Raw genomic sequence first — 25,852 nt, 5'->3', positions numbered from 1 at the left:
CCTCTTTCTTGCGCTAAGCGCCTGCCGCGTCGCGCGCAGGGCACAGGCGTAGCCCGGCGCTGCCCACCCTCCCGGTCATCCCGATCTTGGTTCAGGACTCGCCGCTTGTTCAACAGCCAGTTCGTCCGCGGACCGTGGATCCTGAGACGAGCTCAGGCCGACGTCAGTGGGCCGAGCGGGAGGCGGCGCCCACGGCCTGTCGCGCGGGAGTGACGATCGCGCCGCTGGCGCCTCAGTTCGCCCGCTCGCCCTCGCCGCGCAGCGCGGCGCCGATCAGCGCGAAGAACGCCTGACTGCCCGCGCTCGAGTCGACGTCCCACTCCGGATGCCATTGCACCGCCAGCACCTCCGCGCCGCAGCCATGCGCCGCGACCGCCTCGATCACGCCGTCGTCGCTCGACCGCGCTTCCACCCGCAACCCGCCGCCGAGCCGCTCGATCGCCTGTTCGTGGACCGAGTGGACAGTCAATTGTCGCTCGCCGGTCGCGCGCGCCAGCTGCCCCCCGGGCGCGAGCTGGACGTCGTGGCGCAGCGTGAACAGCTCGGCATAGTCGCGCTGTGCCCAGCTGCCGCCGCGCAGGTGCCGGCCGCAGCACGGGTCGGCCGAGAGCGAGCCGCCGAACAGCACGTTGATCTCCTGCAGCCCGCGGCAGATGCCGAACACCGGCTTGCCCGCGGCGATCATCGCGTCCGCCAGCGACAGCGCCACCTCGTCGCGCTCCGGGTCGAGCGCCTCGGGCGCGAGGTCGAGCGTGCCGCCGTAGCGCGCGGGCGCGACGTGCGAGCGCGAACCCGTCAGCAGCAGCCCGTCGAGCGGCGCGGCCAGCGCGGCGGCCTCGTTGGCGCCGGTCAGCGCGGGCACCAGCAGCACGGTGGCGCCCGACACCGCGGCGAGCGGGCGGACGAAGCGGCTCGCCACCGCCTGTACGGGGCGATGCGCCACCTCGTTGCAGCACAACACTCCGATCAGCGGCCGCCGCGACGCCATGTTCAGTCTCCCGCCAGTCCGTCGCGCCAGCGCTCGCCGTCGGCAGGCGCGAGCACCTGCGCCACCGGCTGCGCCACAATTCGGCCCGGCGGCACGTCCTCGAGCAGCCAGACGTTGCCGCCGATCATCGCGCCGCGCCCGATCGTCACGCGCCCCAGGATCGTCGCGCCGGCGTAGATCACCACGTCGTCCTCGACGATCGGGTGGCGCGCGTAACGCTCGCGCGGGCGATCGGGCGCGTCGCACAAGGGCGTGCGCGCGCCGAGGGTGACGTGCTGATAGAGCCGCACGCGCTCGCCGATGATCGCGGTCTCGCCGATCACCACGCCGGTGCCGTGGTCGATGAAGAAATGCGCGCCGATCGTCGCGCCCGGATGGATGTCGACCCCGGTGCGCTCATTGGCGATCTCGGAGACCAGCCGCGCGGTGATCGGTGCGCCGAGCTGGTAGAGCGGGTGCGCGATGCGGTGGTGCAGGCTGGCGATCGCGCCGGGGTAGCAGACCAGGATCTCGTCCGCGCTGCGCGCCGCGGGGTCGCCGAGGAAGGCGGCGGCGACGTCGCTGTCGATCAGCCGCCGCACCTCGCCGAGCGTGGCGAGGAACAGCCGCACGATCGTCGCGGGCTGCTCGGGATCGAACGCGCCGCTGCGCGCCTCGGCCTGCCAATAGGCCAGCTCGGCGCCGATCTCGCGCTCGAGCTCGGTCGCGGCGGCGAGCAGTTTGGCGGCGACGAAACCGTCCTCCTCGCCCGCACCGCCGCGATACTGGCCGAGCCGGCGGGGGAAGAGCGCGGCGGCGAGCGTCTCCACCACGCGCTCCAGCGCCGCGCGCGATGGGAAGGTGCGCGCCTCCTCCGACGGGTGGCCGGCACGCCAGTCGTCGCGCGCGCCGCGCAGCGCCAGCACCGCCGCGGCGATTGCCGAGCCCTCACCCGCCCCGCTCGCCGCCCCGTCGCTCATGCCTCGCCTCTCGCCCATTGGTCCGAGCCGCGAGTCATACTCCACCATCCGAGTAGGTGATCCAAGCTTTTCTTGCGCGGCGAGGAGGTTCGCGTGCGCGGCATCGGTCAGGCGCGCTGCAACGTACGCGCGCGGCGGCGCTGCACCGAGCTGCCGATCCCCATCGCCTCGCGATATTTCGCCACCGTCCGCCGTGCGATCCCGAAGCCCTTGGCGTTGAGCAGTTCGACCAGCGTGTCGTCGGACAGGATCGTATCGCCCTCGCCCGCGATCAGCGCGCGGATGGCGCTCTTCACCGCCTCGGCCGAGACCGCGTCGCCGCCGTCCGCCGCGGCGATCGCCGAGGTGAAGAAATACTTCAGCTCGAACAGACCACGCGCGCAGCTGAGATATTTGTTGCTGGTGACTCGGCTGACGGTCGATTCGTGCAGCTCGATCGCGTCCGCCACTTGGCGCAGCGTCAGCGGGCGCAGGTGCGCGACGCCGTGGAGGAAGAAGGCCTCCTGCTGGCGCACGATCTCGGTGGCGACGCGAATGATGGTGCGCTGGCGCTGGTCGAGCGCCTTGACCAGCCAGTTGGCACTGGCGAGCTTCTCGGCGAGCCAGGTCTTGCCCGCACGATCCTGCGCGCCGCCCGCCAGCTCGCTGTAATAGCTCTTGTTGACCAGCACGCGCGGCAGCGTCGCGGCGTTGAGCTCGATCGCCCAGCCGCCGCGCGCGCGCGTCACGGTGAGGTCGGGGATCACCGGGGCGGGCGGGTCGCCGCCGTAGCGGAAGCCCGGCTTGGGATCATAGCCGCGCAGCTCGCGGATCATGTCCGCCATGTCCTCGTCGTCGGCGCGGCAGATCTTCTTGAGCCTGGCCAGATCGCCGCGCGCGAGCAGGTCGAGATGGTCGAGCAGCCGCGCCATCATCGGGTCGTAGCGATCGGCCTCGCGCGCCTGGATCGCGAGGCACTCGGCGAGGTCGCGCGCGCCGACGCCGGTCGGCTCGAAGCGCTGGATCCCGGCGAGCACCGCCTCGACCTGCGCCACCGCGACGCCGAGCCGCTGGGCGACGTCGTGCAGGTCGGCGCGGAGATAGCCGGCCTCGTCGATCTGGTCGATCAGCGCGCGCGCGACGAACAGGTCGGTCGCGTCGAAGGTCGCACCGGCTTGCGCCAGCAGCACGTCGGCGAGGCTCTCGCTGGTGTCGGCGAAGGAGTCGAAGTCGATCGCCTCGGCGCTGCCGCTGCCGCTGCCCGAACCGAGGTCGCCGATCCGCTCGGCCGCCGACTCGCTGGGGCCGTCGTCGAAGCGTTCGGCGGCGATGTCCACGTCGAGCGACTCGCCAGCGCCCTCGCCTGCCATCACCAGCTCGTCGGCGCCCGCGGGCTCGTCGCGCGGCGCCTCGGCGGCTTCGGGTGCGGCGACGGGCGCGTCGTCGGCTGGCGCGCTCGACTCGAGCAGCGGGTTGCGCTCGAGTTCCTCGGCGATCACGCCCTCGATCTCGAGGTTGCTCAGCGCCAGCAGCTTGATCGCCTGCTGGAGCTGCGGCGTCATCACCAGCGACTGCGACTGGCGCAGGTCGAGGCGGGGGGCGAGGCTCACGGGATCACGGGTCCGCGGCGCGCCGGCCTCACAGCGTGAAGCTCTCGCCCAGATAGAGGCGGCGGACGTTCTCGTCGCGCACCAGCTCCTCGGGGCTGCCGGTGAACAGCACCTTGCCGTCGTAGATGATGTAGCCGCGATCGACGATGTCGAGCGTCTCGCGCACGTTGTGGTCGGTGATCAGCACGCCGATGCCGCGCTCCTTGAGCTGGCACACCAGGTCGCGGATGTCGGCGATCGAGATCGGGTCGATGCCCGCGAACGGTTCGTCGAGCAGCATGATCGACGGGTCGGCCGCGAGTGCGCGCGCGATCTCGGCGCGTCGGCGCTCGCCGCCCGACAGCGCCATCGCGGGCGCGTCGCGCAGCCGGGTGAGGCCGAAGTCGGCGAGCAGCGTCTCCAGCTTTTCCGCGCGCGCGGCGGCGTCTGGCTCGGACAGTTCGAGCACCGTCAGGATGTTCTTCTCGATCGTGAGCCCGCGGAAGATCGAGGTCTCCTGCGGCAGATAGCCGAGGCCGAGGATGGCGCGGCGGTACATCGGCAGGCCGGTGATATCGTCGCCGTCGAGCATGATGCGGCCCGAATCGGGCTTCACCAGCCCCATCACCGAGTAGAAACAGGTGGTCTTGCCCGCACCATTGGGGCCGAGCAGCCCGATCACCTCGCCGTGGCCGACCGAGACCGACACGTCGGTGAGCACCACGCGCTTGTCATAGCTCTTGGCGATCGAGACGACCTGGAGCCCGCTCTGCACCGGCGCCTCGTGGATCGGCGCGACCTGGTCGAGCGGTTCGCGGTCGAGCTGGGTGGTGACGCTGTCCATCGCCGTCAGGCCTCGCATAACAGGGTTACCGGTTCGCTAACGAAGCGCCGGTTGGCAGGGAACGTGCATGCCCGATCGACGCCGGCGTTTGAAGAGGGGACGTGACGAGCGGTGTGCGGTCAGGGGTGAAGGGGCGTGGGACCCAGTGCTTCGAGACGGGCTCTCGACTTCGCTCGATCCCTCCTCAGCACGAACGGTAGAGGAGGAGGCAAGAGCTGCATCATCGCTGACCAGCGGTTCTCACTACCACTCGCCCTGCGGAGAGGCGGAGCCCGTCGAAGCCTCGTCCCGAAGGGCCTCCCAATTCGGTCGTCCCCGGCCTCAGTTCCGCTTGGGTACTGAGAAGGTCCCCGTCACGCGCCCGCTCGGCGCCTGCGTCACGTTGCCGCCGCCCGCGCCGCCGCCCGCCACCGCCGAGCCGTCGATCACCGCACGCCCGGTGTCGAGATTGATCGTCAGCCGCCCGCCGCTGACGGTGTTGCCCGCTTGGGTGAGCCGCACCCCGCCCAGCATCGTGATGACGCGGCGGTTGAGGTCGTACACCGCGTAGGTGCTGCGCGCGGTCTGGTCGGGCCGGGTCACCGTCACCCCGCCCGCGGCGTCGAGCCGCGACACCTGCGGGTTCCCGTCCTCGACCTGGCCGGTATAAGCGACCGTCATGCGCGCGGCGTCGAGCGTCATCTCGGCCTGGCGTACCTTGACGTTGCCCGCCAGCACGGCGCGGTTGGCGCGGTCCTGCAGCTCGATATGGTCCGCGCCGAAGTCGATCGGCGCGGCGCTGTTGTGCCGCGTCTGCGCGGCCGCGCCGCCGGCGAGCAGCACGGCCAGCAGCGGGACTCGGCAGGCGACCGGGGCGAAGGAGCGCAACATCCAGCGCTCTTTCTATTTTCTCGGGTCGATCCGCAAGCGCGCATTGCCGTCGAGCGTGACGGTGCGCGCTTCCAGGTCGGCACGCATGCTGTCGCCGCTGAACGTGCCCTGGCGGACGGTGCCGGTGACCGCGGCGGTGGAGCGCAGCCGCCGCGTCTTGAGGTCGACCACCGCGTCGGTGGTGTCGAGCGCGTAGTTGTTGGGCCCGCGCACCTTGATCGGGCCGGCGACGTTCACCTGCTCGCTGTCCATGTCGTAGCGGCCGGTCGGCGCGGTCATCTCGGCCGGGCCGTCCGACAGCCGGATCGCGGCGGCGAGGTCGCGGATGTTGACGACCGGTTCGGCCGAGCTCTTCTGCAGCGCCGAACCCGCGGTGAGCGCGAAGGGCTGGCCCTTGGCGTCGGTGCCGCGATAGCGCGCGCGCTGGATCTTGAGCCGCTCGCGCGCGACCTCGACCTTGTTCTTGTCAAGCACGAAGGAGGCGTCGCCTCCCATCGTCAGCGGCGCCATTACCAGGAAGGCGAAGAGCACGCCGATCGAGAGCGGCAGCAGGCGGTTGGCGGTGGCGATCAGGCGATCGTGGCGCCCGCCGGGCTGCGCCCAGCGCTGGCGCTCCGAGCGCGTGCGGATCGCCACCTCAGACATGCGCGAAGATGTCCACCTCGGGCCAGCCGGCGAGGTCGAGCTCGGCGCGCGCGGGCAGGAAGTCGAAGCACGCCTGCGCCAGCGCGGTGCGCCCCTCGCGCGCCAGCCGCCGGTCGAGCTCGTCGCGCAGCCGGTGGAGGAAGCGCACGTCGGAGGCAGCATAGTCGCGCTGCGCCTCGCTCAGCTCGGGGCCGCCCCAGTCGGACGACTGCTGCTGCTTCGAGATGTCCTGCCCGAGCAGCTCGCGCACCAGCTCCTTCAGCCCGTGACGATCGGTGTAGGTCCGCACCAGCCGCGACGCGGTCTTGGTGCAATAGACCGGCGCCGCCACGACGCCGAGATAGTGGCGGATCGCGGCGATATCGAAGCGCGCGAAATGATACAGCTTCACCCGCGCCGGGTCGGCGAGCACGGCGCGCAGCACCGGCGCGGCATAGTCGCTGCCCGGGTTGAAGCGGACGAGATGCTCGTCGCCGCTGCCGTCGGACAATTGCACCAGGCAGAGCCGGTCGCGCGGGGTGATCAGCCCCATCGTCTCGGTGTCGACCGCGAGCGCGGCGCCCGGGGCGAACACGTCGCCGGGCAGATCTTCCTCATGAAAATGGACAGCCATGCGCGCGGCTGTAGCGGGGCAGCGGCGCCGGCTCAACGCGTTCGTTCGGTTGCGTCTGCGACGGGCGGTGTTCTCCGTGGGATAAGAAGCAAGTGATTGGCGCATCTGGGAAGAAAAGACTCGCACAACGATTCGACGGCGCTGCATTGTTCGGCTATGACGAGCGATGCGGCGCAATAGGATCTGCGCCCGGGGAACCGCGTTCGCCGTCCTGCGCGTGGTCTCGTTGAGAATGTTCGGGCGGACCGGGAAGACGAACAGGGTTATGGGTTACGACAAGGGCGGCCGCGGCAATCGCGGCGGACGTGGGCGCGACAAGCGCGACGGTTTCGGCGGCGGCGGTGACGACTTCGGCGGCGGCGGGTTCGGCGGCGGCGGGTTCGGTTACGAGGATCGCGGCGGCTTCGGCGGCGGCGGCGGCAACCGCGGCTTTGGCGGCGGCGGCTTCGGCGGCGGCGGCGGCGGTGGTCGCGGCTTCGGCGGCGGCGGCGGCGGATTCGGCGGCGGCGGCGGTGGTGGCGGCTTCGGCGGCGGCCGCGGCATGCCCCCCCAGGTCGTCGGCGAGGGCACGGGCGTCGTCAAGTTCTTCAACGCGCAGAAGGGTTTCGGCTTCGTCGTGCGCGATGACGGCGGCGAGGACGTGTTCGTCCACATCTCCGCGGTCGAGCAGGCGGGACTCGCTGGCCTGGCCGAGGGTCAGCCGCTCGGCTTCACCCTCGTCGATCGCGGCGGCCGCATCTCGGCGACCGACCTCAAGATCGAGGGCGAGCCGATGCCGGTGACCGATCGCGCGCCCCCGCGCGAGGGCGGCTTCGGCGGCGCGCCAGGTGGTGCACGCGGCGGCGCCGGCGCACCCCAGCGCCAGCTGACCGGCGAGAAGGCCACGGGTACGGTTAAGTTCTTCAACGCCATGAAGGGCTTCGGCTTCATCCAGCGCGACGACGGCCAGCCTGACGCCTTCGTCCACATCTCGGCCGTCGAGCGCGCCGGCATGCCGACGCTCAACGAGGGTGACCGGCTGCAGTTCGAGATCGAGGTCGATCGTCGCGGCAAGTACGCTGCGGTGAACCTGTCCTCGTCGAGCTGATCGGCTCCTCGAGCGGCTGACAGAAGCGGCCCGCCCGGCCTCGTCGGGCGGGCCGTTCTCGTATCTACGTGAGGTCGAGCGGCCCTAAGCGCTTGCCCTCGCGGGCTCGCTCGCGCATCGCGGCGGCGAGGGAGCCCTGCCATGATCACACGCCTTCGCCCCGCCCGCGCCGCCGCGCTCGCGCTCGTCGCGCTGACCGGCGCCTGCGCGCCGTCGCTCCAGGTGATGACCTACAATGTCCGCTACGCCTCGGACGAGGGGCCGCAGCCGTGGCCGTCGCGCCGCGCTGCCGCGGTAGCGATGCTGCGCCGGGTCCATCCCGACGTGATCGGCACGCAGGAGCTGCTGCAGCGCCAGGGCGACGACATGGTCGCCGCGCTCCCCGAGTATCGCTGGTTCGGGCGCGACCGCATGGGCGGCCACACGAACGAGCATATGGGCATCCTCTACCGCACCGACCGGCTGACGCTGCTCCGCCAGGGCGACTTCTGGCTCTCCGACACGCCCGATGTGGTGGGCAGCCAGAGCTGGGGCACCGACCTGCCGCGCATGGCCAATTGGGGCGAGTTCGCGCTGAAGAGCGATCCCAAACGCCGCTTCCTGCTGGTCGACACCCATCTCGCGCACCGTGACCAGGACGACGGCGCGCGCGACCGCGCCGCCGCGCTGCTGCTCGAGCGCATCCCGACGATCGCACCCGGGCTGCCGGTGGTGCTGACCGGCGACTTCAACGCCACGCCCGACAGCGCCGCCTATCGCCGGCTCGCCGCGGGGATGACCGACGCCTGGGGCAAGCGCCCCGGCGGCCTGAGCTTCCACGATTTCACCGGCGTGGCGGACCGGCGGATCGACTATATCTTCCTCGACGGCGCGCGCGCGAGCGGGACCAAGGTGGTGACCGACCGCCCTGGCGGAGTGTACCCGTCCGACCATTTCCCGGTCACCGCCAAGGTCACGCTGCTGCGCTGAGCCGCCGGACCGCGGGGACGGGCGTGTGGCTCACCTGATGTGAACGGGGAAGGTGCTCCTGCGCGCGCAGGAGCCCAGCGCCACGAGCGTCGCACCTGGCGCCCTGGGCTCCGGCCTTCGCCGGAGCACGGAGCCATCGAGACGGATCAGGCGCTAGCGCGCTACCGGCCAACCGTCCGCGTCCCAGGCGAGCGGCTGGATCTGCAACGTCGGCGTGCCATTCCTCTGCGTGTCATAGGCGTGATAGACGATATAGTCGCCGTCGGGGCGCTGCAGGATCGCGGCATGGCCGCGCCCGACATAGCGGTCGCCCGTCCCCTGCCCCGAGGCCAGCACCGGCGTGCCGCCGCCCTGGAGCATCGGGGTGCCGGCGCGGTCGACATAGGGGCCGGTCGGCGCCGCGGATCGCCCGACCACGGTGTTGTAGCTGCTCGCCGCGCCGCGGCAGCAGAAGTCGAACGAGGCGAAGAGATAATAGAAGCCGCCGTGCCGGATCACGAAGGGCGCCTCGATCGCCCCGGGTGACGGTCGCGCGGCGAGGCTGCGCAGCGGGTCGCCGTCGCGCCGCTTGCCGGTGGCGGGATCGAGCTCGATCAGCTTGATCCCGCTCCAGAAGCTGCCGAACACCAGCCACGACCGCCCGTCCGCGTCGGTGAAGGCATTGGGGTCGATCGCGTTGTAATCGTCGGTCACGTCCGACCGGATCACGTAGCCCTGGTCGACCCAGTGCGCGGCCGGCGCGGTCGGGTCGATCACCGAAGCGGTGGCCAGACCGATCGCCGAGCGATTGCTGCCGAAAGTGCTGATCGAATAATACAGCCGGTACTCGCTGCCGACCTTGGAGATGTCGGGCGCCCACATGCCGGTCGCGCCGGGTACGGCGCTCGCGGCCCATGCGGGCAGCGCGGCATAGGAGCCACCGCGCAAGGTCCAATGCTTGAGGTCGTCCGAGGTGCGCAGGCCGAGCAGCCCGGCCGCGTCCCCGCCATTGCCGGTGGTGAAAAGATAGAAGCGGCCCTCCTCGGCGAGGATCGCGGGATCGTGGACCGGACTGGTCGCGCCGGTCAGCGCGATCGAGCCGGTTGCGGGAGTCGGCGTCGGGCTTGGCAAAGGCGCCGGCGCCGCGGCCACTGGCGGAAGTGCCGCCGCGCCGCTGCCGCTCGTGCCGCCGCACCCGGCCAGCAGCGCGGTCGCGCCGGCGAGCGCCGCCGCGGCGCGGTTCGTTCTGCTCGCCATCGTCTCTCTCCCGGCGTGAAGGGACGCGGGCGGGGCACGCCGCCCCCGCCCGCCAGCAGCACGCTCAGTCGAAGGTGTAGCGGACGCCGATCGCGAAGGTGCGCGGGATCAGCAGCGTGCCCAGATTGAACTGCTCCTGGTTGCCGGCCGAGTCGAAGCGGTAATATTCCTGCTGCTTCGCCTTGGTCAGGTTGGTGGCGTCGAAGGTCAGGCCGAGGTCGTCGGTGAGCTTGGCGGTGAGCTGGAAATCGAGGCTCTTGTCGGGCCGGCGCCACACGCCGATCGGGTTGGCGAACAGTGCCGCCTCGTTGCGCTGCAGGAACTCCTTGCGCCACACGTAGGAGAGACGAGCGCCGATCGGGCCGTGGTCATAGGCCAGGGTCGCGTTGTAGGAGAGGTCAGAGACGCCGAAGAAGGACGAGCGCAGCTGCCCCACCACTGCGCCGGCCTCGTCGAACTCGGGCACGTTCTGCGACGAGTCGAGGATCGTCACGCTGCCCTGTGCGCCCAGGCCGTCGAGGAAGCTCGGCAGATAGTGCGGGAAGTAGACGAAGCCGAGCTCGGCGCCCTTGAGCACGCCGTCCGACGCATTCTCGGGCCGGTTGACGACGAAGCTGCTGGTGTTGAGCCCGGTGTTGAGCACCGTGACGCGCGAGCGCGCGCCGACCACCAGCCCGTCGATCTCGCGCCGGAACAGCGTGCCGTACAGCGCGCTGTCGCGGTCGAAATACCATTCCAGGCCGAGGTCGTAGTTGGTCGACTGCGTCGGGCGCAGGCTGATGTTGCCGCTGGTGCCCGTGCCATAGCCGACGCTGGTGAGGTCGCCGGTCAGATTGTAGTTGGGGTTGAGGTCGCCGAACGCCGGGCGGCGCAGCGTCTTTCCGTAGTTGAAGCGGGCGCGGAGCTTGTCAGTGATGTCGTAGCGGAGCGTCGCCGACGGCAGCAGCTTGCTGGTGGTCTGCGAGCCGCGCAGCTGCGCCCCGGCGCTGTAACGGTCGACGAAGGTGAAGTCGGTATCGACGTCGACGTAGCGGACGCCCGCCTCGAGGCTCAGCGGGCGGCCGAAGATCGAGAGCTCGGCGTCGGCCTGGATATAGGCCGACATCGTCTTCTCGCTGATGTCGAACACGCGCGTGAGCGAGAGCTGGTCCGCGGTGAGGATGTTGGGGAACTTGGTCTGGTACAGCCGCCGGATCTCGTCGGTGTTGTTGGCGAGATAATAGCCGTCGGCGTTGACCCAGGAGGTCGGCACGTCGGCCTCGCCGTCGAAGAACCCCTTGTTGACGTAGCGCAGGCTGTCCGAGAGCGTACCGAAGTTGACGCCAAGCCCGCCGTTCGCGTCGGCCGCCTGGGTGCGCACCTCGCTCGCCGCCTTGCGCGCGTCATAGCGCAGCCCGGCCTTGATCTTGCGGAAGAAGCCGGAATCCCATGACTGGTCGGCGTCGACCGTGGCGGTGAAGGCCGAGCCGGTGTCGCGGTTGGCGTTGTCGTAGAACTCGCCCGCGGTCCACTGGCCCGGGTCGAGCAGCAGCGCGTTGTCGCTGAAATTGTACGAGGGGATGCCGTCGCGCGCGTTGAAGTCGACGTCGATCCGGCTGGCGACGCGGTTGATCCGCATCGCGGTGAAGGTCGTGTCGTTGCGGCTGGTCTGATAGGCCGCGTCGGCGACGATCTTGCCGTTGCCGACGTCCCACTTGCCGTTGAGCGCGTAGACGAAGCTGTCGGTGGTGGCGCGCGTCAGGTCGCCGCTGTTGAAGCCGAATACGTCGCCGACGCTGCGCGTCTTGATGATGTTGGTCTCGGGGTAGAGCGAGATCGTCGAGCCGGGATTGGCGCCGAGGCTGCCCCACCAGTCGACGAACGAGAACATCAGGCTGTTGTAGGTGGTCTGGCGGAAGCCGCTCCAGAAGAACTCGGCGGTGTAGGTCGAGCTGGCATTGGGCGACCATTGCAGCGCGGCGTTGACCGCCGGGCGCTCGCGCTTGCCGTAGAGGTCGCCGCTGAACACCGCGTCGCGCGAGAGATAGTAGGGCGTGTCGACGCCGTTGACGAGCATGGTCGAGCCCGGCGCATAGGGCAGGCCCTCGCGCGTACCGGGGGACCAGGCGCCGAGGCCGGGTGCGGCGGGGGCGAAGCCGGTGGCGCTGTTCGCATCGGGCGCGAGCGGAAAGATGCGCTGGAGCGGGGTCAGCCCCGATCCGGCGGGCGGGTTCTCGGTGGCGAACGGAACCTGCGCACCCGAGGCCACCGACATGGTGCGGAACTTGGTGCGCGAATAGCTCGCGTTGACGAGCACGCCGACGTCGCCGATGCCGGTCTCCCAGCGGTCGCTGATCAGCGCCGAGACGTTCGGATTGAACGTGTCGGCCTGCTCATTGTAGATTCCGCGTGCCACCGCCGAGATGGCGAAACCGTCGAAGTCGAACGGGCGCCGCGTGAAGACGTCGATCTGCCCGGCGAGACCGGTCTCGATCTGGTCGGCGGCGCGCGTCTTGTAGACGTCGACCCGCTTGACGAGGTTGGCGGGGATGTCCTGTAGCGCGAACGACTGGCCCGTCGTGGTGAAGATGATGCGGCCGTTGAGCGTGGTGAGCGGGTCGGTGAGGCCGCGGATCGACAGCGCGCCCGCCTCGGCGTTGCCGCGATCGGTGACCTGCACGCCGGTGACGCGCTGGAGCGCCTCGACGACGTTATTGTCGGGCAATTTGCCGACGTCCTCGGCCACGATCGAGTCGACGATCTGGACCGAGTCGCGCTTGACGTTGAGCGCACCGATGATCGAGGCGCGCACCCCGGTGACGACGATGTCGTCGGCGCCGGCCGCGTCTTCCGACGGCGATCCCCCGGGCGCGGGCTGAGCTTGCTGCGCGGCAGTGCCGGGGGCCAGCGGCGCCTCCTGCGCCGACGCGGCACTCGCGAGCAGCAGCGAACCCGCCGAGACCGAAACCAAGAAAGCGGCCTTTATCGCCATCATCCCCTCCCTCACGCTGACATCGGGCGCATACTGCACCTTCTAATACTCCGACATATGCCTGTTCGTAGAAGGTGACAAGGGTGATTATCGTTGGTGTCAGTAGAAATGACGGACGCGTAAGCGATCTGTTTCGCCCGCTTCGCCGCTTGCGGCGAACGGCGTCCGCTCGAACCGCATGAGGTACATTAGTCGGACAGGTTGTTGATTCTTGCGGCCGGCGCCTGCGGTACATCAACCAGCCATCCAGAAAGCGGTCCTGACGGGCCGCCACCACGCGTATGCCGCCGGGCATGCCCGTCGCGGTCCAGATCTGCTTGGGATGGAAGGTGCGCCGGCGCCGCGAGCGATCGCGGCAACGCGTCCCTCAGGCGCCGGGCCGACAGCTTGGATCGAAGGCTCACGGCGCTCACGCGCGAGGAGCGCCGACGCTGGGGCCGCGGTGAAGCAGCGAGCGGCGGCGCGCACCAGCGCCGCCGCCCCGGTCAGCCGCGCGACAGCGGCCCGTTCGCGACCGGCGGGTCGAAGACCGGCGTGCCGTCCGCGCTGTAGCGGATCGGCTGGACGCGCGTGTGACGGTTGGGGTCGAACAAGGGATCGCCCTTGATCGCCTCATAGTCGCGCGCGTGGAACACCAGCATGTCGCGGCCGCGCTCGTCGACCGTGAAGCTGTTGTGGCCAGGGCCGAAGATGCGGTGCGCGCGCGAGGTCTTGAGCACCGGCGCGGGCGACTTGGCCCAGCTGCGCGGGTCCATGATATCGGCGTCGTCGCGCGCGGTGAGCATCCCCATGCAGTAGCGGGCGTCGGTCGCGCTCGCCGAATAGGTCAGGAACAGGCGGCCGTTGCGCGCCAGCAGCGCGGGCGCCTCGTTGACCTTGAAGCCCCGGACCTCCCAGTCAAGCTCGGGCACCGACAGCCGCGCCGGCCTGGCCGCGAGCGTCAGCGGCGTCTTCAGCGGTGCCAGATACAGGTTCGAGTTGGTCTCGATCCCGGGCTCGCGCTGCGCCCAGGCGAGATAGCGCGTGTCGCGATGGAGGAAGCTGGTCGAATCGAGGTTGAAACTGTCCCACGGCGTCTCGAGCTGGCCCAGCACGGTCCATCCGCCCGTCATCGGGTCGGCGCCGTCGCACACCACCGCATAGGTGCGGATGCGGAACACGTCCTCGCCGCCGCCGCTCGGGCCGGCGGCGAAATACATGATCCACTTGCCGTCGATCAGATGGAGCTCGGGGGCCCACAGGAAGCCCGACATCGGCCCGCTCTTCTCGTGCCGCCACAGCACGCGCTCGGCGGCAGTCGAGAGGCCGGCGAGCGTGCGCGCGCGGCGCAGCACCAGCCGGTCGTATTCGGGCACCGAGCCGGTCATGTAATACCAGCCGTCGGAGTGGCGGAACACTTGCGCGTCGGCGCGTTGGCGCACCAGCGGGTTGACGATCGTGCCCGCCCGCGCCCCCTCTCCCACCGGGCCGCGCCGGCGCTGCGCCAGCGCGGGCAGCGCCGCCAGGCTGGCGCCGCCCGCGAGAACAAGGCGGCGCGAGAGCAGCGTCATGTCGTCCGCGCTCACTGCAACGTCAGCATGACGACCGACTTGGCCGGCAACGTCACGTTGAGCTGCCCGCCCGCCACCTGCGCGCCGGTGAAGGCGGCGGGGACGACCGCGTTGGGCTGGTCGAAGGTGTTGATCGCGGTCATCGCCGGCGCGGTCAGGATCTGGCCGGTCGCGCCGCTGGCGTTGAGCCCGGCGAGCGCCGCCTGCACGGTGATCGAGCGGTTCGGGTCGGCGTTGGCGAGCGCGACGTGCACCACGCCGGCCTTGTCGCGCACCGCCGAGGCGCTGACCGCGGGCATCACCCACTGGTCCTTGTTGTACCACGGCGACTTCAGCTCGATCGGTAGCACCGTGCCGTCCATGTACGGCTTGTACATGTGGAAGACGTGGTAGGTCGGCGTCAGCACCATCTTGCTGCCGTCGGTGAGGATCATCGCCTGCAGCACGTTCACCATCTGCGCGATCGCACTCATCTTCACGCGATCGGCGTGCTTGGCGAAGATGTTGAGGTGGATCGCCGCGACCAACGCGTCGCGCAGGCTGTTCTGCTGGCGCAGGAAGCCCGGGTGCGTGCCGGGATCCTGCGCGTACCAGGTGCCCCACTCGTCGACCGCGAGGAAGATCTTCTTCTCGGGATCGTATTTGTCCATCGCAGCGGAATGGCCGGTGATCAGCGTGTCCATCTTCCACGCGCCGGCGAGCGTCTCGGCCCAGCCCGCCTCGTCGAACTGGCTCGCCGAGGCGCGCGGCGGCCAGCCGCCCGGCACGGTGTAGTAATGCAGCGAGAGGCCGTCGACCTGGCCGCGCGCCTCGCGCATCATCACCTCGGTCCAGTTGTAGTCGTCGTTGTTGGCGCCCGAGGCGATCTTGAGGATCTTGGTGTTGGCGGGTGCCTTGACGAAGGTGGCGTAGCGGCGCGTCACGTCGGCGGCATATTCCGGGCGCATGTTGCCGCCGCAGCCCCACAGCTCATTGCCGATGCCGAAATAGGGCAGCTTCCACGGCGCCTTGTGGCCGTTCTCGGCGCGCTCGTCGGCGAGCGTGCCGGCAGGCGAGGTGATATATTCGACCCACTCCGCCATCTCCTGCGGCGTGCCGTTGCCGACGTTGCCCGAGATATAGGGCTCGGCGCCGACCTGCTCGACCAGCTCCATGAACTCGTGCGTGCCGACGCTGTTGGGCTCGGTCACGCCGCCCCAGTGGGTGTTGATCTTGACCGGGCGCTTGTTCTTCGGCCCGACCCCCTCGCGCCAGTGATATTCGTCGGCGAAACAGCCGCCCGGCCAGCGGATCACCGGCACGCCCAGCTCCTTCAGCGCCCCGACCACGTCGTTGCGGAAGCCGCGCGTGTTAGGGATCTTGCGGTCGTTGCCGACGAACAGGCCGCCGTAGATGCCGTCACCGAGATGCTCGGCGAACTGGGTGAAGATGCGCTTGTCGTAGGTCGGCCCCTGCCGGTCGCCGTGGACCGTCGCGGTCGCGGTCGGCGTGGCGGGTTCCTGCGCGATGCCCGGCACCGGCGCGAGCGCCGCCAGCATCAGCGCGCCGGTGAGCGCGAACAGACGTCCCTTCATCCCATCCTCCCGTTGGTCGGCGGCGCGTTCCCCGACGCGGCTCACCCAGATCACGATTACTCAGACATTATGGGCGTGCTCGTCCGAACGCAAACACTTTGCGTCAACGCCCGACCTTGACCCGGAGCGCGAACACCAGCGCGTCGGGGATGTCGCGACGGCCGCTCGGGTCGATTACATATTGCGCGTTGGGCTCAAGGCTGAGCCAGCGTGCCGCGACCCAGCGATAGGCGCCCTCCACGATCAGCTCGCGCGCGCCGGTGTCGACCATCGCGCGGTGGCGGTCGCCGAACCAGGCGCAGGCGAACGACAGGCCCAGCTGGTCGTCGTCGCGCCCGCGCCACGTGCCCGAGCGCACGAGCCCGCCGCCGAGATAGTGCGTGATGGCATTATAGCGCGCATCGGCGACGCCGTAGCGCAGCCAGCCGCTCACCCCCGCGCCGCCGCGCGTGTCGCCGAGGAGCTGGCGCTCGGCCAGCACATAGCCACCGGCATTGCCGCGACCGCGTGCCGCGGGGTCACCGACCGGCGCGAACGGGGCGGTGTAGCGCCAGCTGCCGATCGCCAACTTGGTCGCGCGGTCAAGCCAGCCTAGCTCGGCGACGAGCAGCGCGCCGTCGGCGCGGCGCAGCCGGATCGCGGTCGCCGCCGGGCGATCGGGGTCGCCCGGCACGCCGTCGAGCACCGCGGCGTGGAGCAGCCAGTGGGTACCGAAGCCGACCTCGCCGCGCAGCGCGAGCGAGGTCACCGGAAAGATCGACGGCCCGCGTCGTCCCGACTGCGAAAGCTCGGGGCCGATGCCGTGCGAGGACAGGCGGAACAGCCCGCCGCTCACGGTCGTGTCGAACTCGGCGTTAAGGTTGTACAGCCCCGCCTTGACTGAGGCGCGGCGCCCGATGTCCTGCTCGACCCATGCCTCGAACAGGCGGGTGGCGGGCACCGCGGTCTCGATGTTCGACACGCCCTGCGCGTCGCCGCTGAGCGCGGAGAGGCTCGTCCCGTTGTCACGAATGACGTAGCCGAAAGCGCGCGCGCCGTGCCAGCCGACCAGGCGCTCCAGGTCGACCGCAGCCTGGAGGTCGAGGTTGTCGAGATAGCGCGCGCCGCGCGCGCGCCCGCCGGCGATATCGGCGGCAAGGTCGGCGGTGTAGACCGCGGAAAGCGTCAGCGTGCCGTCGCGCCGCTCGTTGGCCGAGCGCGGATAGCCGGTCGGGCGCTCGTCCTGTGCCCGCGCGGGCGCGGCGATCAGCGTCAGGCACGCGAGCACCAGCCCGATGCGCGTCGATTGGACCCCCATGCCGCACTCCGTCCCCCCGTGCCGCGCGGCGCTTAGCCGAGCGCGCGCGGGGCGAACAGGGGCCGGTCGACGCGCGCCGTGCGCCCCGGGGACCGGGCCTGGATGGTAGGTCCGCGGTGAGGCCCGCGGGTGCCTCCGCTAAGTCCCGGCATTGGCCGGGGACGAGCACGCTGTTCTGCCGCGGGCCCGGTGATGGTCGCGGTGGTGTGAGGGGCGTGAGCGGCTGGCCACTGGCGCGCCTCCTCAGATCCTCCCCGTGCCGGGGAGGATCTGCGGTCGGCAACGGTCAGACCTCAACGCCGCTGTCCTACACCGCCCGGAACTGCCACACGCCGTCCCGCTCTGTCTCATCGTCGCCGGCCAGCATCTCGTCAGCGACGCCCGTAAACCGAGACCGCCCACCCGCCGCCGCGCGACTCAACGTTCGCGCGAACCGCGCCAGTGACTCAACATTCGCAACATTCGCGCCCGCCGCGGCTCCGAGCTGAACGACGAAAGCCCGCCGCCGCCGCCACTTGGCCGAGGGTGCGCGCTCGTGGCCGACCCGCACGCGCCACCCCGCCCCTTGGCCCGCGCCGCTGCTTCTGCCACGGACGTCGGCATGTTCGCGTTCGCCCTGCTCCTCGCCGCCGCGCCCGCGCCGCTCCCGCAGCAGGAGGGCGAGACCGTCACCGTCCGCGCGCCGCTGCCCGCCGCGCCGCAGACCCCCGCCACGCTCGTCGCCGAGCCCGTGGCGATGATGATCGCCACCTTCGATACGAACGGCGACGCGATGGTGGACCGCGCCGAGCTGGAGGAGGGCGTGCGGCGCTCGTTCGAGGCGATCGACACCGCCAAGACGGGCAAGCTGCGCTACCTCGCCTTCTCCGACTGGGCCAAGCGCTTCCTCGGCGACCAGCACGCGCTGCCCAGCCCCTATGAGGTGGATCGCAACGACGACGACGCGGTGACGCTCGACGAGCTGGAGGATCATTTCTCGCGGCTGTTCGCGCGCTACGACCGCGACGGTGACCATCTCGTCAGCCGCGCCGAGCTGCTGACCTATCGCACCATGCCGGTCGACGCGCAGGGCCCGACCGCGGGGCGCCGGCCGCCGAAGAAGGAGGACGCCAAGAAGGCGGAGCGCAGCGACGGTCGCGGGCAGGACAGGAAGCGTGGCGGGCGTGACGCGCCGCCGCCCGATGCCGACGCGCCCGAGCCGGAGCGCGCGCGATGAGCGCCGCGCCACGCTTCGCCTTCCAGGTCCACGCCGCCGATGGCGCTGCGCGCACCGGCACGATCCGGATGGAGCGGGGCGATATTCGCACGCCCGCGTTCATGCCGGTCGGCACCGCCGCGACGGTGAAGGCGATGAAGCCCGCCGACGTCGAGCGCGCCGGCGCCGACATCATCCTCGGCAACACCTACCACCTGATGCTCCGCCCCGGCGCGGAACGGGTGGCGCGGCTCGGCGGGCTCCACGCCTTCATGGGCTGGGAGCGACCGATCCTGACCGACTCGGGCGGCTATCAGGTGATGAGCCTCAGCGAGCTGACCAAGCGCTCGGAGGAGGGCGTCGCCTTCGCCTCGCACCTCGATGGCACGCGCCACCTGATCACGCCCGAGCGCTCGATCGAGATCCAGCGGCTGCTCGGCTCGAACATCGTGATGGCGTTCGACGAGCTGGTTCCCACCACCTCGACGCGCGAGGTCCAGGCCGCGGCGATGGAGCGATCGATGCGCTGGGCGAGGCGCAGCCGCGACGCCTTCGACGGCGGCGGCGCGCATGCCGAGCACAATGCAATCTTCGGCATCCAGCAGGGCGCGCTCGACGAGGGGCTGCGCCGCGCCTCGGCCGACGCGCTGGTCGACATCGGCTTCGACGGCTACGCCATCGGCGGCCTCGCGGTCGGCGAGGGGCAGGAAGCGATGTTCGGCTGCCTCGACTATGCGCCGGCGCAACTCCCCGTCGACAAGCCCCGCTACCTGATGGGCGTGGGCAAGCCCGATGACATCGTCGGCGCGGTGGAGCGCGGGGTCGACATGTTCGACTGCGTGATGCCGACGCGCTCGGGGCGCACCGGCCAGGCGTTCACGCGCGACGGCCCGATCAACATCCGCAACGCGCGCTTCAACGAGGACCAGGCGCCGCTCGATCCCGACTGCGGCTGCGCGGTGTGCGCCACCTGGACGCGCGCCTACCTCCACCATCTGGTGCGCAGCGGCGAGATTCTCGGCGCGATGCTGATGACCGAGCACAACATCGCCTTCTACGAGGCGTTGATGGCGGACCTGCGCGCGGCGATCGCGCAGGGCGTGCTGGCGACGTTCGCCAACGCGTTCCGCGCACGTTATGGCGCGGGCAAAGGAGAGACCCGATGAGCGACCAACCCAACGAGATCCTCGCCGAAGTGGCCGCCGCCAAGGCGCACGAGGAAGCCGGCGCGGGCAAGGCGGCGCAACAGCGCCGCGATCGCCGCTGGCAGGGCGGCAAGACGTGGCTGGCAGCGGGGATCGGCTCGGCCGCGGTGGCGGCGGCGGTGCTGTTCGCCAACTCGCGCCGCGACGAGAAATAGGGACCAGCCCGAGCGGCGAGCGCTGGCCGAGCGCTCCCGCTGGCTCACCCCAGGCGGTGCGTGACCGCGCCCCACCTCTCACCGTCATGCCGGACTTGATCCGGCATCCAGCGCACCGCGCACACCGACCGGGGGTACTCCTGCGGGAACGTGGATCCCGGCTCGAAGCCGGGATGACGGGTAGAACGCCGCTCAGACGCGAACCGCCCGGCTGACAACGGCGAGGGAACGGGGGCGGGCAGCGCGAGCGTCACAAGGATGGCGACACCGCTACAGCTTCATCCCGCGCAGCACCGGCTCGATCACCATCGCCATCGCGTCATAGCCCTGCTCGGTCGGGTGCACGCCATCATAGGCAAGCCCCGGCCGCATCCCGCCCGCCGCCTCCGCCAGTACGGGGGTGTAGTCGACGAAGCGCGCGCCCAGCCGCGGCGCGGCCTCGCGCGCCCAGGCGTTGAAGGCCCGGATCGGCGCCACCGTCTCCAGCCCGGGACGCCACGGGAAGTTGGCGGCGGGCGGGATCGAGCCGAGCAGCACCGCGATCCGATTGGCGCGCGCGAGCTGGATCATCGCGGTGACGTTGTCGAGCGTCTGCTGCGGCGTCATCGGCCCGGTGTTGCCCGCGATGTCGTTGGTGCCCGCCATCAGGTGGAGCGCGCGCGGGCGCAGCGCGACCACGTCGGCCATGACGCGCAGCACCATCTGCGGCGTGGTCTGCCCGCCGATGCCGCGGTTCACGCGCCCCGGCGTGAAGAAGCCCGGACGCTTGCTGCCCCAGCCCTCGGTGATCGAGTCGCCGAGGAAGACGATGCCGATCTTCGCGCCCGCCGCGATCAGCCGGCGATTGTCCGCGGCGAAGCGGCCGAGCCACGGCCAGTCCTCGTGGAGCCGGCGCTCGGCGGCCTCGTCCGCCGCATTGCCGGGGGTGGCGAGCGCCCCGGCGGCGATCCCGCCGGCCACTCCGAGCAATGCGGCGCGTCGATCGATCACAGCGAGTCTCCCAAGCGACACACGTCCTCGGCGGGTGGGACAGCCGCGCGCGCGCCGGCGGCGTCGAGCGCCAGATAGGTCTGTGCCGCATCTGCCGCGGGCCAGCTCGGCAGGCCGGTGCCATTGGGGTCACCGGTCTTCACGAAATTGGCCCAATAGTCGATCAGGTGGAGCTGGCCCAGCGGCTGGTCGGCGTAGATGAAGGGGATCTCGAGCGCGTGCCGCGTCGGCGCGCCGGTGGCGCTGCCGTCGAACAGGTAGCGCCACACCTTGCCGCCGCGCCCCCGCATCGTCGCGGCGAAGCGCTGCGCCGGGCAGCGGAAGGTCGCGTCGGTGGCGATACGCTGGTCGCGCGTGCCGTCGCGGTCGGCGGGATCGGCGCGCGGCTCGGGATGGTCGAGCCGGTAGAAGCGCCGCGCCCCCGCCTCCTGGCCGGGATAGCTCAGCGCGACGAAGGCGTCGCGGCGCGTGTGCCCGCCGGGCAGGTCGAGCTCGATCCGGTTGGTGCCGATCAGCACGTCGACTCCCGGCGCCGCGGCGAGCAGCCGGTCGGGCCCCTCCGGGAAGACGATGCCGTCGACGGTGGTACGCAGCCAGCGGTAGCTGTCGTCGGTGAGCAACTGATCGTGCGTCGTCTCGCCCGCGACGAGCAGCGGCCAGGCCGCCACCGAGCGCATCGCGGCAGCGTCGCCGCGCGCGCCGAGCGCGTCGTCGACCTGGTCGCCGAGCCGCAGCGCCTCCTCGCGCGAGCGCCACGGCAGGCCGAAGCCGGGCGTGCCGCTCTCCATGATGGCGCGACGGAACAGCCCCCGCGCGGCGGGTGCGGCGACGAGCAGCCCGACGTCCTGCGCGCCCGCGCTCTCGCCCGCGATCGTCACGCGATCGGGATCGCCGCCGAAACGCGCGATATTCTCGCGGACCCAGCGCAAAGCGGCGATCTGGTCCTGCGTCGCGAGGCTACCGCCGCCGGCGGTACGGTGGTGGAGGAAGCCGAGCGCGCCGAGCCGGTAGCGCACGCCGACCATGACGATACCGCGCGCGACGATCGGCGATTCGGCCATGTCGCCGGGCGAGCCGGCGTAATTGGCACCGCCGTGGATCCAGACGAGGACGGGTCGGCGCCCGGTGAGCGCCTCGGTGCCGACGTCGAGCGTCAGGCAGTCCTCCGATTGGTGGAGGTAATCGGCGCGGTTCCAGGTGTAGTCCTGCTGGGTGCAGGCCGGCGCGGCGGCGGCGGCGTCGCGGACGCCCGGCCAGCGCGCGGGTGGCGCCGGCGGGGCGAAGCGGCGCGGGCCGAGCGGCGGCGCGGCATAGGGGAGGCCGCGGAAGACGAGGTGCCCGCCCGCGCTGGTGCCGCGGACGCTGCCGAGGCTGGTGCGCGCGACCGGGGCGGCGGCGACGTGCTCCTGCGGAGGCTGGAGCCCAGGATCGCGCCCGCCGGCATTCGCAGCTATGGGTTCCTGCGTGCGCAGGAACACGGCGCCTGTAGCGGACGGCAACGCGCCACCCGCGCCCAACTCCGTCATCCCGGACTTGGTCCGAAAGCCACCGTTCCGCACATCCATCGCGCGGTAGGAGTGCGGCGACGTGGATGCCGGAGCAAGTCCGGGATGACGGTCGGACGAGGAGGCCCGTCCTTCGGCTAGTCCGCGACCGTCGAGGTCAGCCGCTCCCGCGGTGACCGACCCCGCCATCCCCACCAGCGCCAGCGCGGCGAGCAGCGCGCGCCTCACTTCACCGCCACCTTGGTCGCACGGACGTTCCAGCCTGCCAGCGTCACTGCCGCCGCGGTCGCGCCGCCGGCGGGATAGCGGATCGCGATCGCCTTCTTCTCGCCGGGTAACAGCGCGACGTAATTGTCGTCGTAATAGGCGGGCAGCACGCGCTTGCCCGCGGCGTCGACCAGCGTCAGCTTGGCGTTGAGCGCGGGTACGGCGCCGTCGTTGCTCAGCGTCACGCGGACGACGCGGTCCTCGCCGTCGGCGGCGCTCTCCGCGGCCGTCGCCAGCGCCACCGGCGCGAGATCGTTGAGCGCGCGATAGGCACCCTCGTCGCGGCCGCGCCAGTAGAGATTCTCCGACACCGTCTTCCCCGCGGCGTCGCTCAGCACCAGCTTGACCAGCACCATCGGGTGCTCGGCAAAGAGCCGATCGAGCGGCACCGCCGCCAGCGTCGTCGCCGCATTGGCCGCAGCATCGAGGCGATCCTCGCGCGCGAACAGCTCGCGATTGTCGAGCCCGAGCACGCGCACGCGCGCGGTCAGCCCCGGCGCGGCGGCCTGGGTGGTGTTGAGCACCACCAGGTCGTTGCCGGGCAGGTTGAGCTGGACGTGGAGCGGCTCGGTCGCCTTCTTCGCGCCGTAATAGGCCGCGTGCGTGTCATAGTCCCAGGAGTAGATCTGCCACGCGTTCGACGGCCAGGCGGGATGGGTCATCCACAGCAGGCGCCCCGAATTCTTGGTCCAGAGATGGCCGAGGAAGCCCTCGTACATCGCCTTGTGCGTCTCGAGGTTCATCATCTGCGCCTTGCGCTCGAAATCGGCGAAGCTGGTGCCCGCCCCGAACATCCGCTCCAGCGTCGCGGTGAACGTCTTGGTGTCGCCGTTCCCGCTGACATGCCAGTCGTGATAGGCCAGCACGTCGCCGAGTGGCCAGCGGTCGGCGGCGGGCACGTAGCTGGCGATCGACTCGGCGGTGGACAGCGAGGGCGTCCCGGTCTCGACCGAGAAGCCGGTGGCGAGATCGGTGAAATAGCCGACCGGCGGGCGGTAATTGTACGGCCCCGAGCCCTGCAGGTTGACCACGTTCGAGCTGCCGGTGAACCAGCGCGTCCCGTCCAGCTCGAACACCGCCTCGTCGAGGCCCTCGTTCAGCGTCGGATAGGGCACGCCCTCGTTGCGGCCGAACCACAGCACGATGGAGGGGTGGTTGCGATAGCGCGCGATCGTGTCGCGCGCGTTGGCGAGGAACAGCGAGGGATCGTCGGGCTCCACCTGGAAGTTCTGCGTCGACTGCCAGAAATCGTTGAGCACCATCATGCCGTTCTCGTCGGCGAGATCGAAGAACTCCTCCTCGTCATTATTGCCCATCCAGTTGCGAATGACGTTCATGTGCGCCTCGCGCTGGAGCCGGAAGAAGGGCTTGAGCCAGTCGTAGCTCACGCGCTTCATCGCGTCGTCCATCCCCCAGTTGCCGCCGCGCGCGGCGATGCGCACGCCATTGACGCGCAGCGTGAGGTGCGGCTCGGGCAACGTCTCGGTGATCGGCGTCACCGCCTTGGAGGTCGCACCGGCGGGAGTGAGCGACTCGGCCCAGCCGCGCGGCGACTCCTTGATCGCGGCGTGACGCACGTCGATCAGCTTGGTGCCCGCAAGCGCGCCGTCGGTGGTCTGGACGTTGACGCGGCGGAGCGCCCCGGCGGGATCGAACAGCGACAGATCGTAGCTCACCTCGCGGATGCCGAAGCGGCCCTTGCGCAGGTCGGACACGCCCGCGGCGTCACTCACCTGATAGGTGACGTCGTAGAGGTGCGGTTCGCCATAGCCGTTGGGCCACCACAGCTGCGGGTTGGCGACGCGCAGCTGCGGGAAGTCGCGCGGGGTGAAGGCGACCTCGCTGTGCCCCGGCGCGACGGTCACCTGCCGCTCGACAGTGACGCCGCCGAAGGCGACGCGCACGGTCACCGGCGCGGCGGCGCCGGCATTGTCGAGCGGCACGGTGACGTAGACATCCGCGCTGTCGGTGCGCGGCAGCGGCAGGTCAGTGACGACGTGCGGGTCGCCGATCTTGACCGCGCCGGTCGCGACCAGCTCGACCGGGCGCCAGATGCCGGTGTTGCGGTCGCGGATGCCGGGGATCCAGTCCCACCCCTCGGTCGCGACGAAGGTGGGGCCGTCGATCGCGAGCTGGCCGCCGTTCTCGCCGACGCCCGCGGCGACCGATTGCTCGTGCGGGATGCCGGGGTGCGGCGGCGGCGAGACGCGCACCGCCACGACATTCTCGCCCGCCACGGGCGTGTAGGCGAACTGGCCGCGGATGAACGCGCCGCGCGTGGTGCCGAGCCGCTCGCCGTTCGCCCACACCTCGGAGGCGTAGTTGATCCCGCCGAAGACGAGCGTCAGCCTCTTGCCCGCCGCGTCGGGCGGGACGGTGAAGCGCGTGCGGTACCAATAGTCCTGCTTGGCAAGCCGCTCGGGGATCTGGAGGTTGTTGAGGCCGTAATAGGGGTCCGGGTAGACGCCGCGATCGACCAGCGTCTGAAGCACCGTGCCGGGCACGGTCGCGGCGCGCCACGCGCCACCCGCGGCGGCGCCGGGTCGCGACAGCGCCGCGCCGTCGCCCTTGATCTCCGGGGCGGCCGCGAGCTGCCAGCCGTTGAGCTGCCAATGGCCCGGCGCGGTCGGCTGCATCACGGGCCGCTGCGACACGGGCTTGGCGACCGGCTTAGTTGTCGCGTCGGCGCGCGACCTGGGGAGCGTCCAGGCGTCCTGCTGGACGGTGAGCCCGATATTGGCGCTCTTCTGGAACGGCCAGCCGACGCCGATCTCGGTCATCTGCACCGAGTCGAGGTCCGGGCGGGCGCGCGCCGCGGCGGCGAGCGCGCGCGCGTCGGTCGCGCCGCTTTCCGCCGTCGCGCCGACGAGCTGGCCGCCGTAATGGGTCGCGCCGGGCGGCGCGATGCCGATCACGGGCGTCACCGCGGTCGCGCGCGCCGCGCCACCGCCGACGCGGCGCCCGTCGACGTAGAGCGTCGCGCGCGCGCCGTCGGACACCGCCGCGACATGGACCCATTTGCCCGGGCTCAGCGCCGGCCCGCGGACCGTCGCCGCGCCGTCGCGCAGCATCAGACGGCCGCCGTCCAGCAGCAGCGCACGCTGCGTCGGCGCGGCGCCGAGCGCGATCAGCGTGACCGCGCCGTCCTGCACCGAGTCAGGGCGGACCCAGGCGCTCAGCGTGTACGGCGCGCCCGCCGCGATCAGCGCGTCGGCGCGTGCGAGCGGGCGCTCGATCCCGATCCCGCCGGCCAGGCTGCGCACGTTGTACGGCCCTCCGCTGCCCGGCACGTCGGCGCGCGCCGCCATCGTCGCGCCCAGCGCCAGCCCGGTCCCCGCCAGCAGCCACGCAGCCCGCCTCATGT

Annotated in this window: 19 protein-coding genes and 1 pseudogene; 5 read left to right on the top strand and 15 right to left on the bottom strand. The window is 71.0% G+C overall.

Going from position 1 to position 25,852, the window contains the following annotated elements; genetic code table 11:
- Positions 1–232: 232 nt before the first annotated feature.
- The 7 genes from FHY03_RS10890 to FHY03_RS10860 all read right to left on the bottom strand — a co-directional run bounded on the left by FHY03_RS10890 (position 233) and on the right by FHY03_RS10860 (position 6,487).
- Positions 233–988, bottom strand: coding sequence for a gamma-glutamyl-gamma-aminobutyrate hydrolase family protein (locus FHY03_RS10890; protein WP_183922355.1), 756 nt, complete (start codon positions 986–988; stop codon positions 233–235).
- 2 nt (positions 989–990) lie between these two features.
- The gene (gene epsC / locus FHY03_RS10885) at positions 991–1,947 is read right to left on the bottom strand and encodes a serine O-acetyltransferase EpsC (RefSeq protein ID WP_183922357.1); all 957 of its coding nucleotides are present in this window, start codon (positions 1,945–1,947) and stop codon (positions 991–993) included.
- Positions 1,948–2,054: 107 nt separating this feature from the next.
- A complete protein-coding gene (gene rpoN / locus FHY03_RS10880) occupies positions 2,055–3,536 on the bottom strand; it encodes an RNA polymerase factor sigma-54 (protein WP_183930745.1) in 1,482 nt (493 codons plus the stop codon).
- Between the two features lie 28 nt (positions 3,537–3,564).
- Positions 3,565–4,359, bottom strand: coding sequence for an LPS export ABC transporter ATP-binding protein (gene lptB / locus FHY03_RS10875; protein ID WP_183922949.1), 795 nt, complete (start codon positions 4,357–4,359; stop codon positions 3,565–3,567).
- A 321-nt stretch (positions 4,360–4,680) separates the two neighbouring features.
- Complete coding sequence (locus tag FHY03_RS10870) at positions 4,681–5,229, bottom strand: LptA/OstA family protein (protein WP_183922361.1); 549 nt, start codon at positions 5,227–5,229, stop codon at positions 4,681–4,683.
- Between the two features lie 12 nt (positions 5,230–5,241).
- Positions 5,242–5,874 (bottom strand): LPS export ABC transporter periplasmic protein LptC, encoded by a 633-nt coding sequence (lptC, locus tag FHY03_RS10865; RefSeq protein ID WP_183922363.1) that lies wholly within the window; start codon positions 5,872–5,874, stop codon positions 5,242–5,244.
- A complete protein-coding gene (locus tag FHY03_RS10860; RefSeq protein WP_183930743.1) occupies positions 5,867–6,487 on the bottom strand; it encodes a ribonuclease D in 621 nt (206 codons plus the stop codon). The genes lptC and FHY03_RS10860 overlap by 8 nt, the downstream gene beginning before the upstream one ends.
- A gap of 265 nt (positions 6,488–6,752) precedes the next feature.
- Here FHY03_RS10860 and FHY03_RS21335 point away from each other — a divergent pair, with 265 nt between their 5' ends.
- On the top strand, positions 6,753–7,574 hold the full coding sequence (locus FHY03_RS21335) for a cold-shock protein (RefSeq protein ID WP_183922368.1): 822 nt from the start codon (positions 6,753–6,755) through the stop codon (positions 7,572–7,574).
- Positions 7,575–7,715: 141 nt separating this feature from the next.
- The gene (locus tag FHY03_RS10850) at positions 7,716–8,543 is read left to right on the top strand and encodes an endonuclease/exonuclease/phosphatase family protein (protein ID WP_183930741.1); all 828 of its coding nucleotides are present in this window, start codon (positions 7,716–7,718) and stop codon (positions 8,541–8,543) included.
- Positions 8,544–8,696: 153 nt separating this feature from the next.
- Here FHY03_RS10850 and FHY03_RS10845 read toward each other — a convergent pair whose 3' ends face one another.
- The 5 genes and pseudogenes from FHY03_RS10845 to FHY03_RS10825 form a co-directional block, all read right to left on the bottom strand.
- Entirely contained in the window at positions 8,697–9,779 is a 1,083-nt protein-coding gene (locus tag FHY03_RS10845) for an arabinan endo-1,5-alpha-L-arabinosidase (protein WP_183930739.1), read from the bottom strand.
- Positions 9,780–9,843: 64 nt separating this feature from the next.
- Entirely contained in the window at positions 9,844–12,750 is a 2,907-nt protein-coding gene (locus tag FHY03_RS10840) for a TonB-dependent receptor (protein WP_183930737.1), read from the bottom strand.
- A 497-nt stretch (positions 12,751–13,247) separates the two neighbouring features.
- Positions 13,248–14,300, bottom strand: a pseudogene (locus tag FHY03_RS10835) (family 43 glycosylhydrolase); the annotation flags it as partial.
- Positions 14,301–14,311: 11 nt separating this feature from the next.
- Positions 14,312–15,874 carry an alpha-N-arabinofuranosidase gene (locus FHY03_RS10830; RefSeq protein ID WP_183922378.1) on the bottom strand — a complete coding sequence of 521 codons (1,563 nt, stop codon included), beginning with the start codon at positions 15,872–15,874 and terminating at the stop codon, positions 14,312–14,314.
- Positions 15,875–15,977: 103 nt separating this feature from the next.
- Entirely contained in the window at positions 15,978–17,171 is a 1,194-nt protein-coding gene (locus tag FHY03_RS10825; protein ID WP_183930733.1) for a carbohydrate porin, read from the bottom strand.
- 601 nt (positions 17,172–17,772) lie between these two features.
- Here FHY03_RS10825 and FHY03_RS10820 point away from each other — a divergent pair.
- From FHY03_RS10820 to FHY03_RS10810, 3 genes are read left to right on the top strand one after another with little or no spacing between them, the layout of a single operon-like run.
- Positions 17,773–18,387 carry an EF-hand domain-containing protein gene (locus FHY03_RS10820; RefSeq protein ID WP_260158879.1) on the top strand — a complete coding sequence of 205 codons (615 nt, stop codon included), beginning with the start codon at positions 17,773–17,775 and terminating at the stop codon, positions 18,385–18,387.
- Positions 18,384–19,532 carry a tRNA guanosine(34) transglycosylase Tgt gene (tgt, locus tag FHY03_RS10815; RefSeq protein WP_183930731.1) on the top strand — a complete coding sequence of 383 codons (1,149 nt, stop codon included), beginning with the start codon at positions 18,384–18,386 and terminating at the stop codon, positions 19,530–19,532. Before FHY03_RS10820 ends, tgt begins: the two co-directional genes overlap by 4 nt.
- Entirely contained in the window at positions 19,529–19,726 is a 198-nt protein-coding gene (locus FHY03_RS10810) for a hypothetical protein (protein WP_183922385.1), read from the top strand. The genes tgt and FHY03_RS10810 overlap by 4 nt, the downstream gene beginning before the upstream one ends.
- A gap of 270 nt (positions 19,727–19,996) precedes the next feature.
- Here the strand turns inward: FHY03_RS10810 and FHY03_RS10805 are convergent, their stop codons facing one another.
- The 3 genes from FHY03_RS10805 to FHY03_RS10795 all read right to left on the bottom strand — a co-directional run bounded on the left by FHY03_RS10805 (position 19,997) and on the right by FHY03_RS10795 (position 25,850).
- Complete coding sequence (locus FHY03_RS10805; protein ID WP_311721367.1) at positions 19,997–20,716, bottom strand: GDSL-type esterase/lipase family protein; 720 nt, start codon at positions 20,714–20,716, stop codon at positions 19,997–19,999.
- Complete coding sequence (locus FHY03_RS10800) at positions 20,713–22,242, bottom strand: carboxylesterase family protein (RefSeq protein ID WP_183922387.1); 1,530 nt, start codon at positions 22,240–22,242, stop codon at positions 20,713–20,715. The genes FHY03_RS10805 and FHY03_RS10800 overlap by 4 nt, the downstream gene beginning before the upstream one ends.
- A gap of 203 nt (positions 22,243–22,445) precedes the next feature.
- Positions 22,446–25,850 carry a glycosyl hydrolase 2 galactose-binding domain-containing protein gene (locus FHY03_RS10795; protein ID WP_183930729.1) on the bottom strand — a complete coding sequence of 1,135 codons (3,405 nt, stop codon included), beginning with the start codon at positions 25,848–25,850 and terminating at the stop codon, positions 22,446–22,448.
- Between the last annotated feature and the right edge of the window lie 2 nt (positions 25,851–25,852).

Source organism: Sphingomonas sp. BK345 (assembly GCF_014193845.1).
GTDB lineage: Bacteria > Pseudomonadota > Alphaproteobacteria > Sphingomonadales > Sphingomonadaceae > Sphingomonas.
This window is presented reverse-complemented; position numbering and strand designations above follow the sequence as displayed.

Excerpts from the sequence above, each read along its gene's own strand:
- FHY03_RS10890 (WP_183922355.1), bottom strand. The coding sequence starts at position 988 with ATGGCGTCGCGGCGGCCGCTGATCGGAGTGTTGTGCTGCAACGAGGTG.
- FHY03_RS10810 (WP_183922385.1), top strand. The coding sequence starts at position 19,529 with ATGAGCGACCAACCCAACGAGATCCTCGCCGAAGTGGCCGCCGCCAAG.
- FHY03_RS10825 (WP_183930733.1), bottom strand. The coding sequence starts at position 17,171 with ATGGGGGTCCAATCGACGCGCATCGGGCTGGTGCTCGCGTGCCTGACG.
- FHY03_RS10830 (WP_183922378.1), bottom strand. The coding sequence starts at position 15,874 with ATGAAGGGACGTCTGTTCGCGCTCACCGGCGCGCTGATGCTGGCGGCG.
- lptB (WP_183922949.1), bottom strand. The coding sequence starts at position 4,359 with ATGGACAGCGTCACCACCCAGCTCGACCGCGAACCGCTCGACCAGGTC.
- FHY03_RS10800 (WP_183922387.1), bottom strand. The coding sequence starts at position 22,242 with ATGACGGAGTTGGGCGCGGGTGGCGCGTTGCCGTCCGCTACAGGCGCC.
- FHY03_RS10795 (WP_183930729.1), bottom strand. The coding sequence starts at position 25,850 with ATGAGGCGGGCTGCGTGGCTGCTGGCGGGGACCGGGCTGGCGCTGGGC.
- FHY03_RS10850 (WP_183930741.1), top strand. The coding sequence starts at position 7,716 with ATGATCACACGCCTTCGCCCCGCCCGCGCCGCCGCGCTCGCGCTCGTC.
- FHY03_RS10870 (WP_183922361.1), bottom strand. The coding sequence starts at position 5,229 with ATGTTGCGCTCCTTCGCCCCGGTCGCCTGCCGAGTCCCGCTGCTGGCC.
- lptC (WP_183922363.1), bottom strand. The coding sequence starts at position 5,874 with ATGTCTGAGGTGGCGATCCGCACGCGCTCGGAGCGCCAGCGCTGGGCG.
- FHY03_RS10860 (WP_183930743.1), bottom strand. The coding sequence starts at position 6,487 with ATGGCTGTCCATTTTCATGAGGAAGATCTGCCCGGCGACGTGTTCGCC.
- FHY03_RS21335 (WP_183922368.1), top strand. The coding sequence starts at position 6,753 with ATGGGTTACGACAAGGGCGGCCGCGGCAATCGCGGCGGACGTGGGCGC.
- FHY03_RS10820 (WP_260158879.1), top strand. The coding sequence starts at position 17,773 with ATGTTCGCGTTCGCCCTGCTCCTCGCCGCCGCGCCCGCGCCGCTCCCG.
- FHY03_RS10840 (WP_183930737.1), bottom strand. The coding sequence starts at position 12,750 with ATGGCGATAAAGGCCGCTTTCTTGGTTTCGGTCTCGGCGGGTTCGCTG.
- epsC (WP_183922357.1), bottom strand. The coding sequence starts at position 1,947 with ATGAGCGACGGGGCGGCGAGCGGGGCGGGTGAGGGCTCGGCAATCGCC.
- FHY03_RS10845 (WP_183930739.1), bottom strand. The coding sequence starts at position 9,779 with ATGGCGAGCAGAACGAACCGCGCCGCGGCGGCGCTCGCCGGCGCGACC.
- tgt (WP_183930731.1), top strand. The coding sequence starts at position 18,384 with ATGAGCGCCGCGCCACGCTTCGCCTTCCAGGTCCACGCCGCCGATGGC.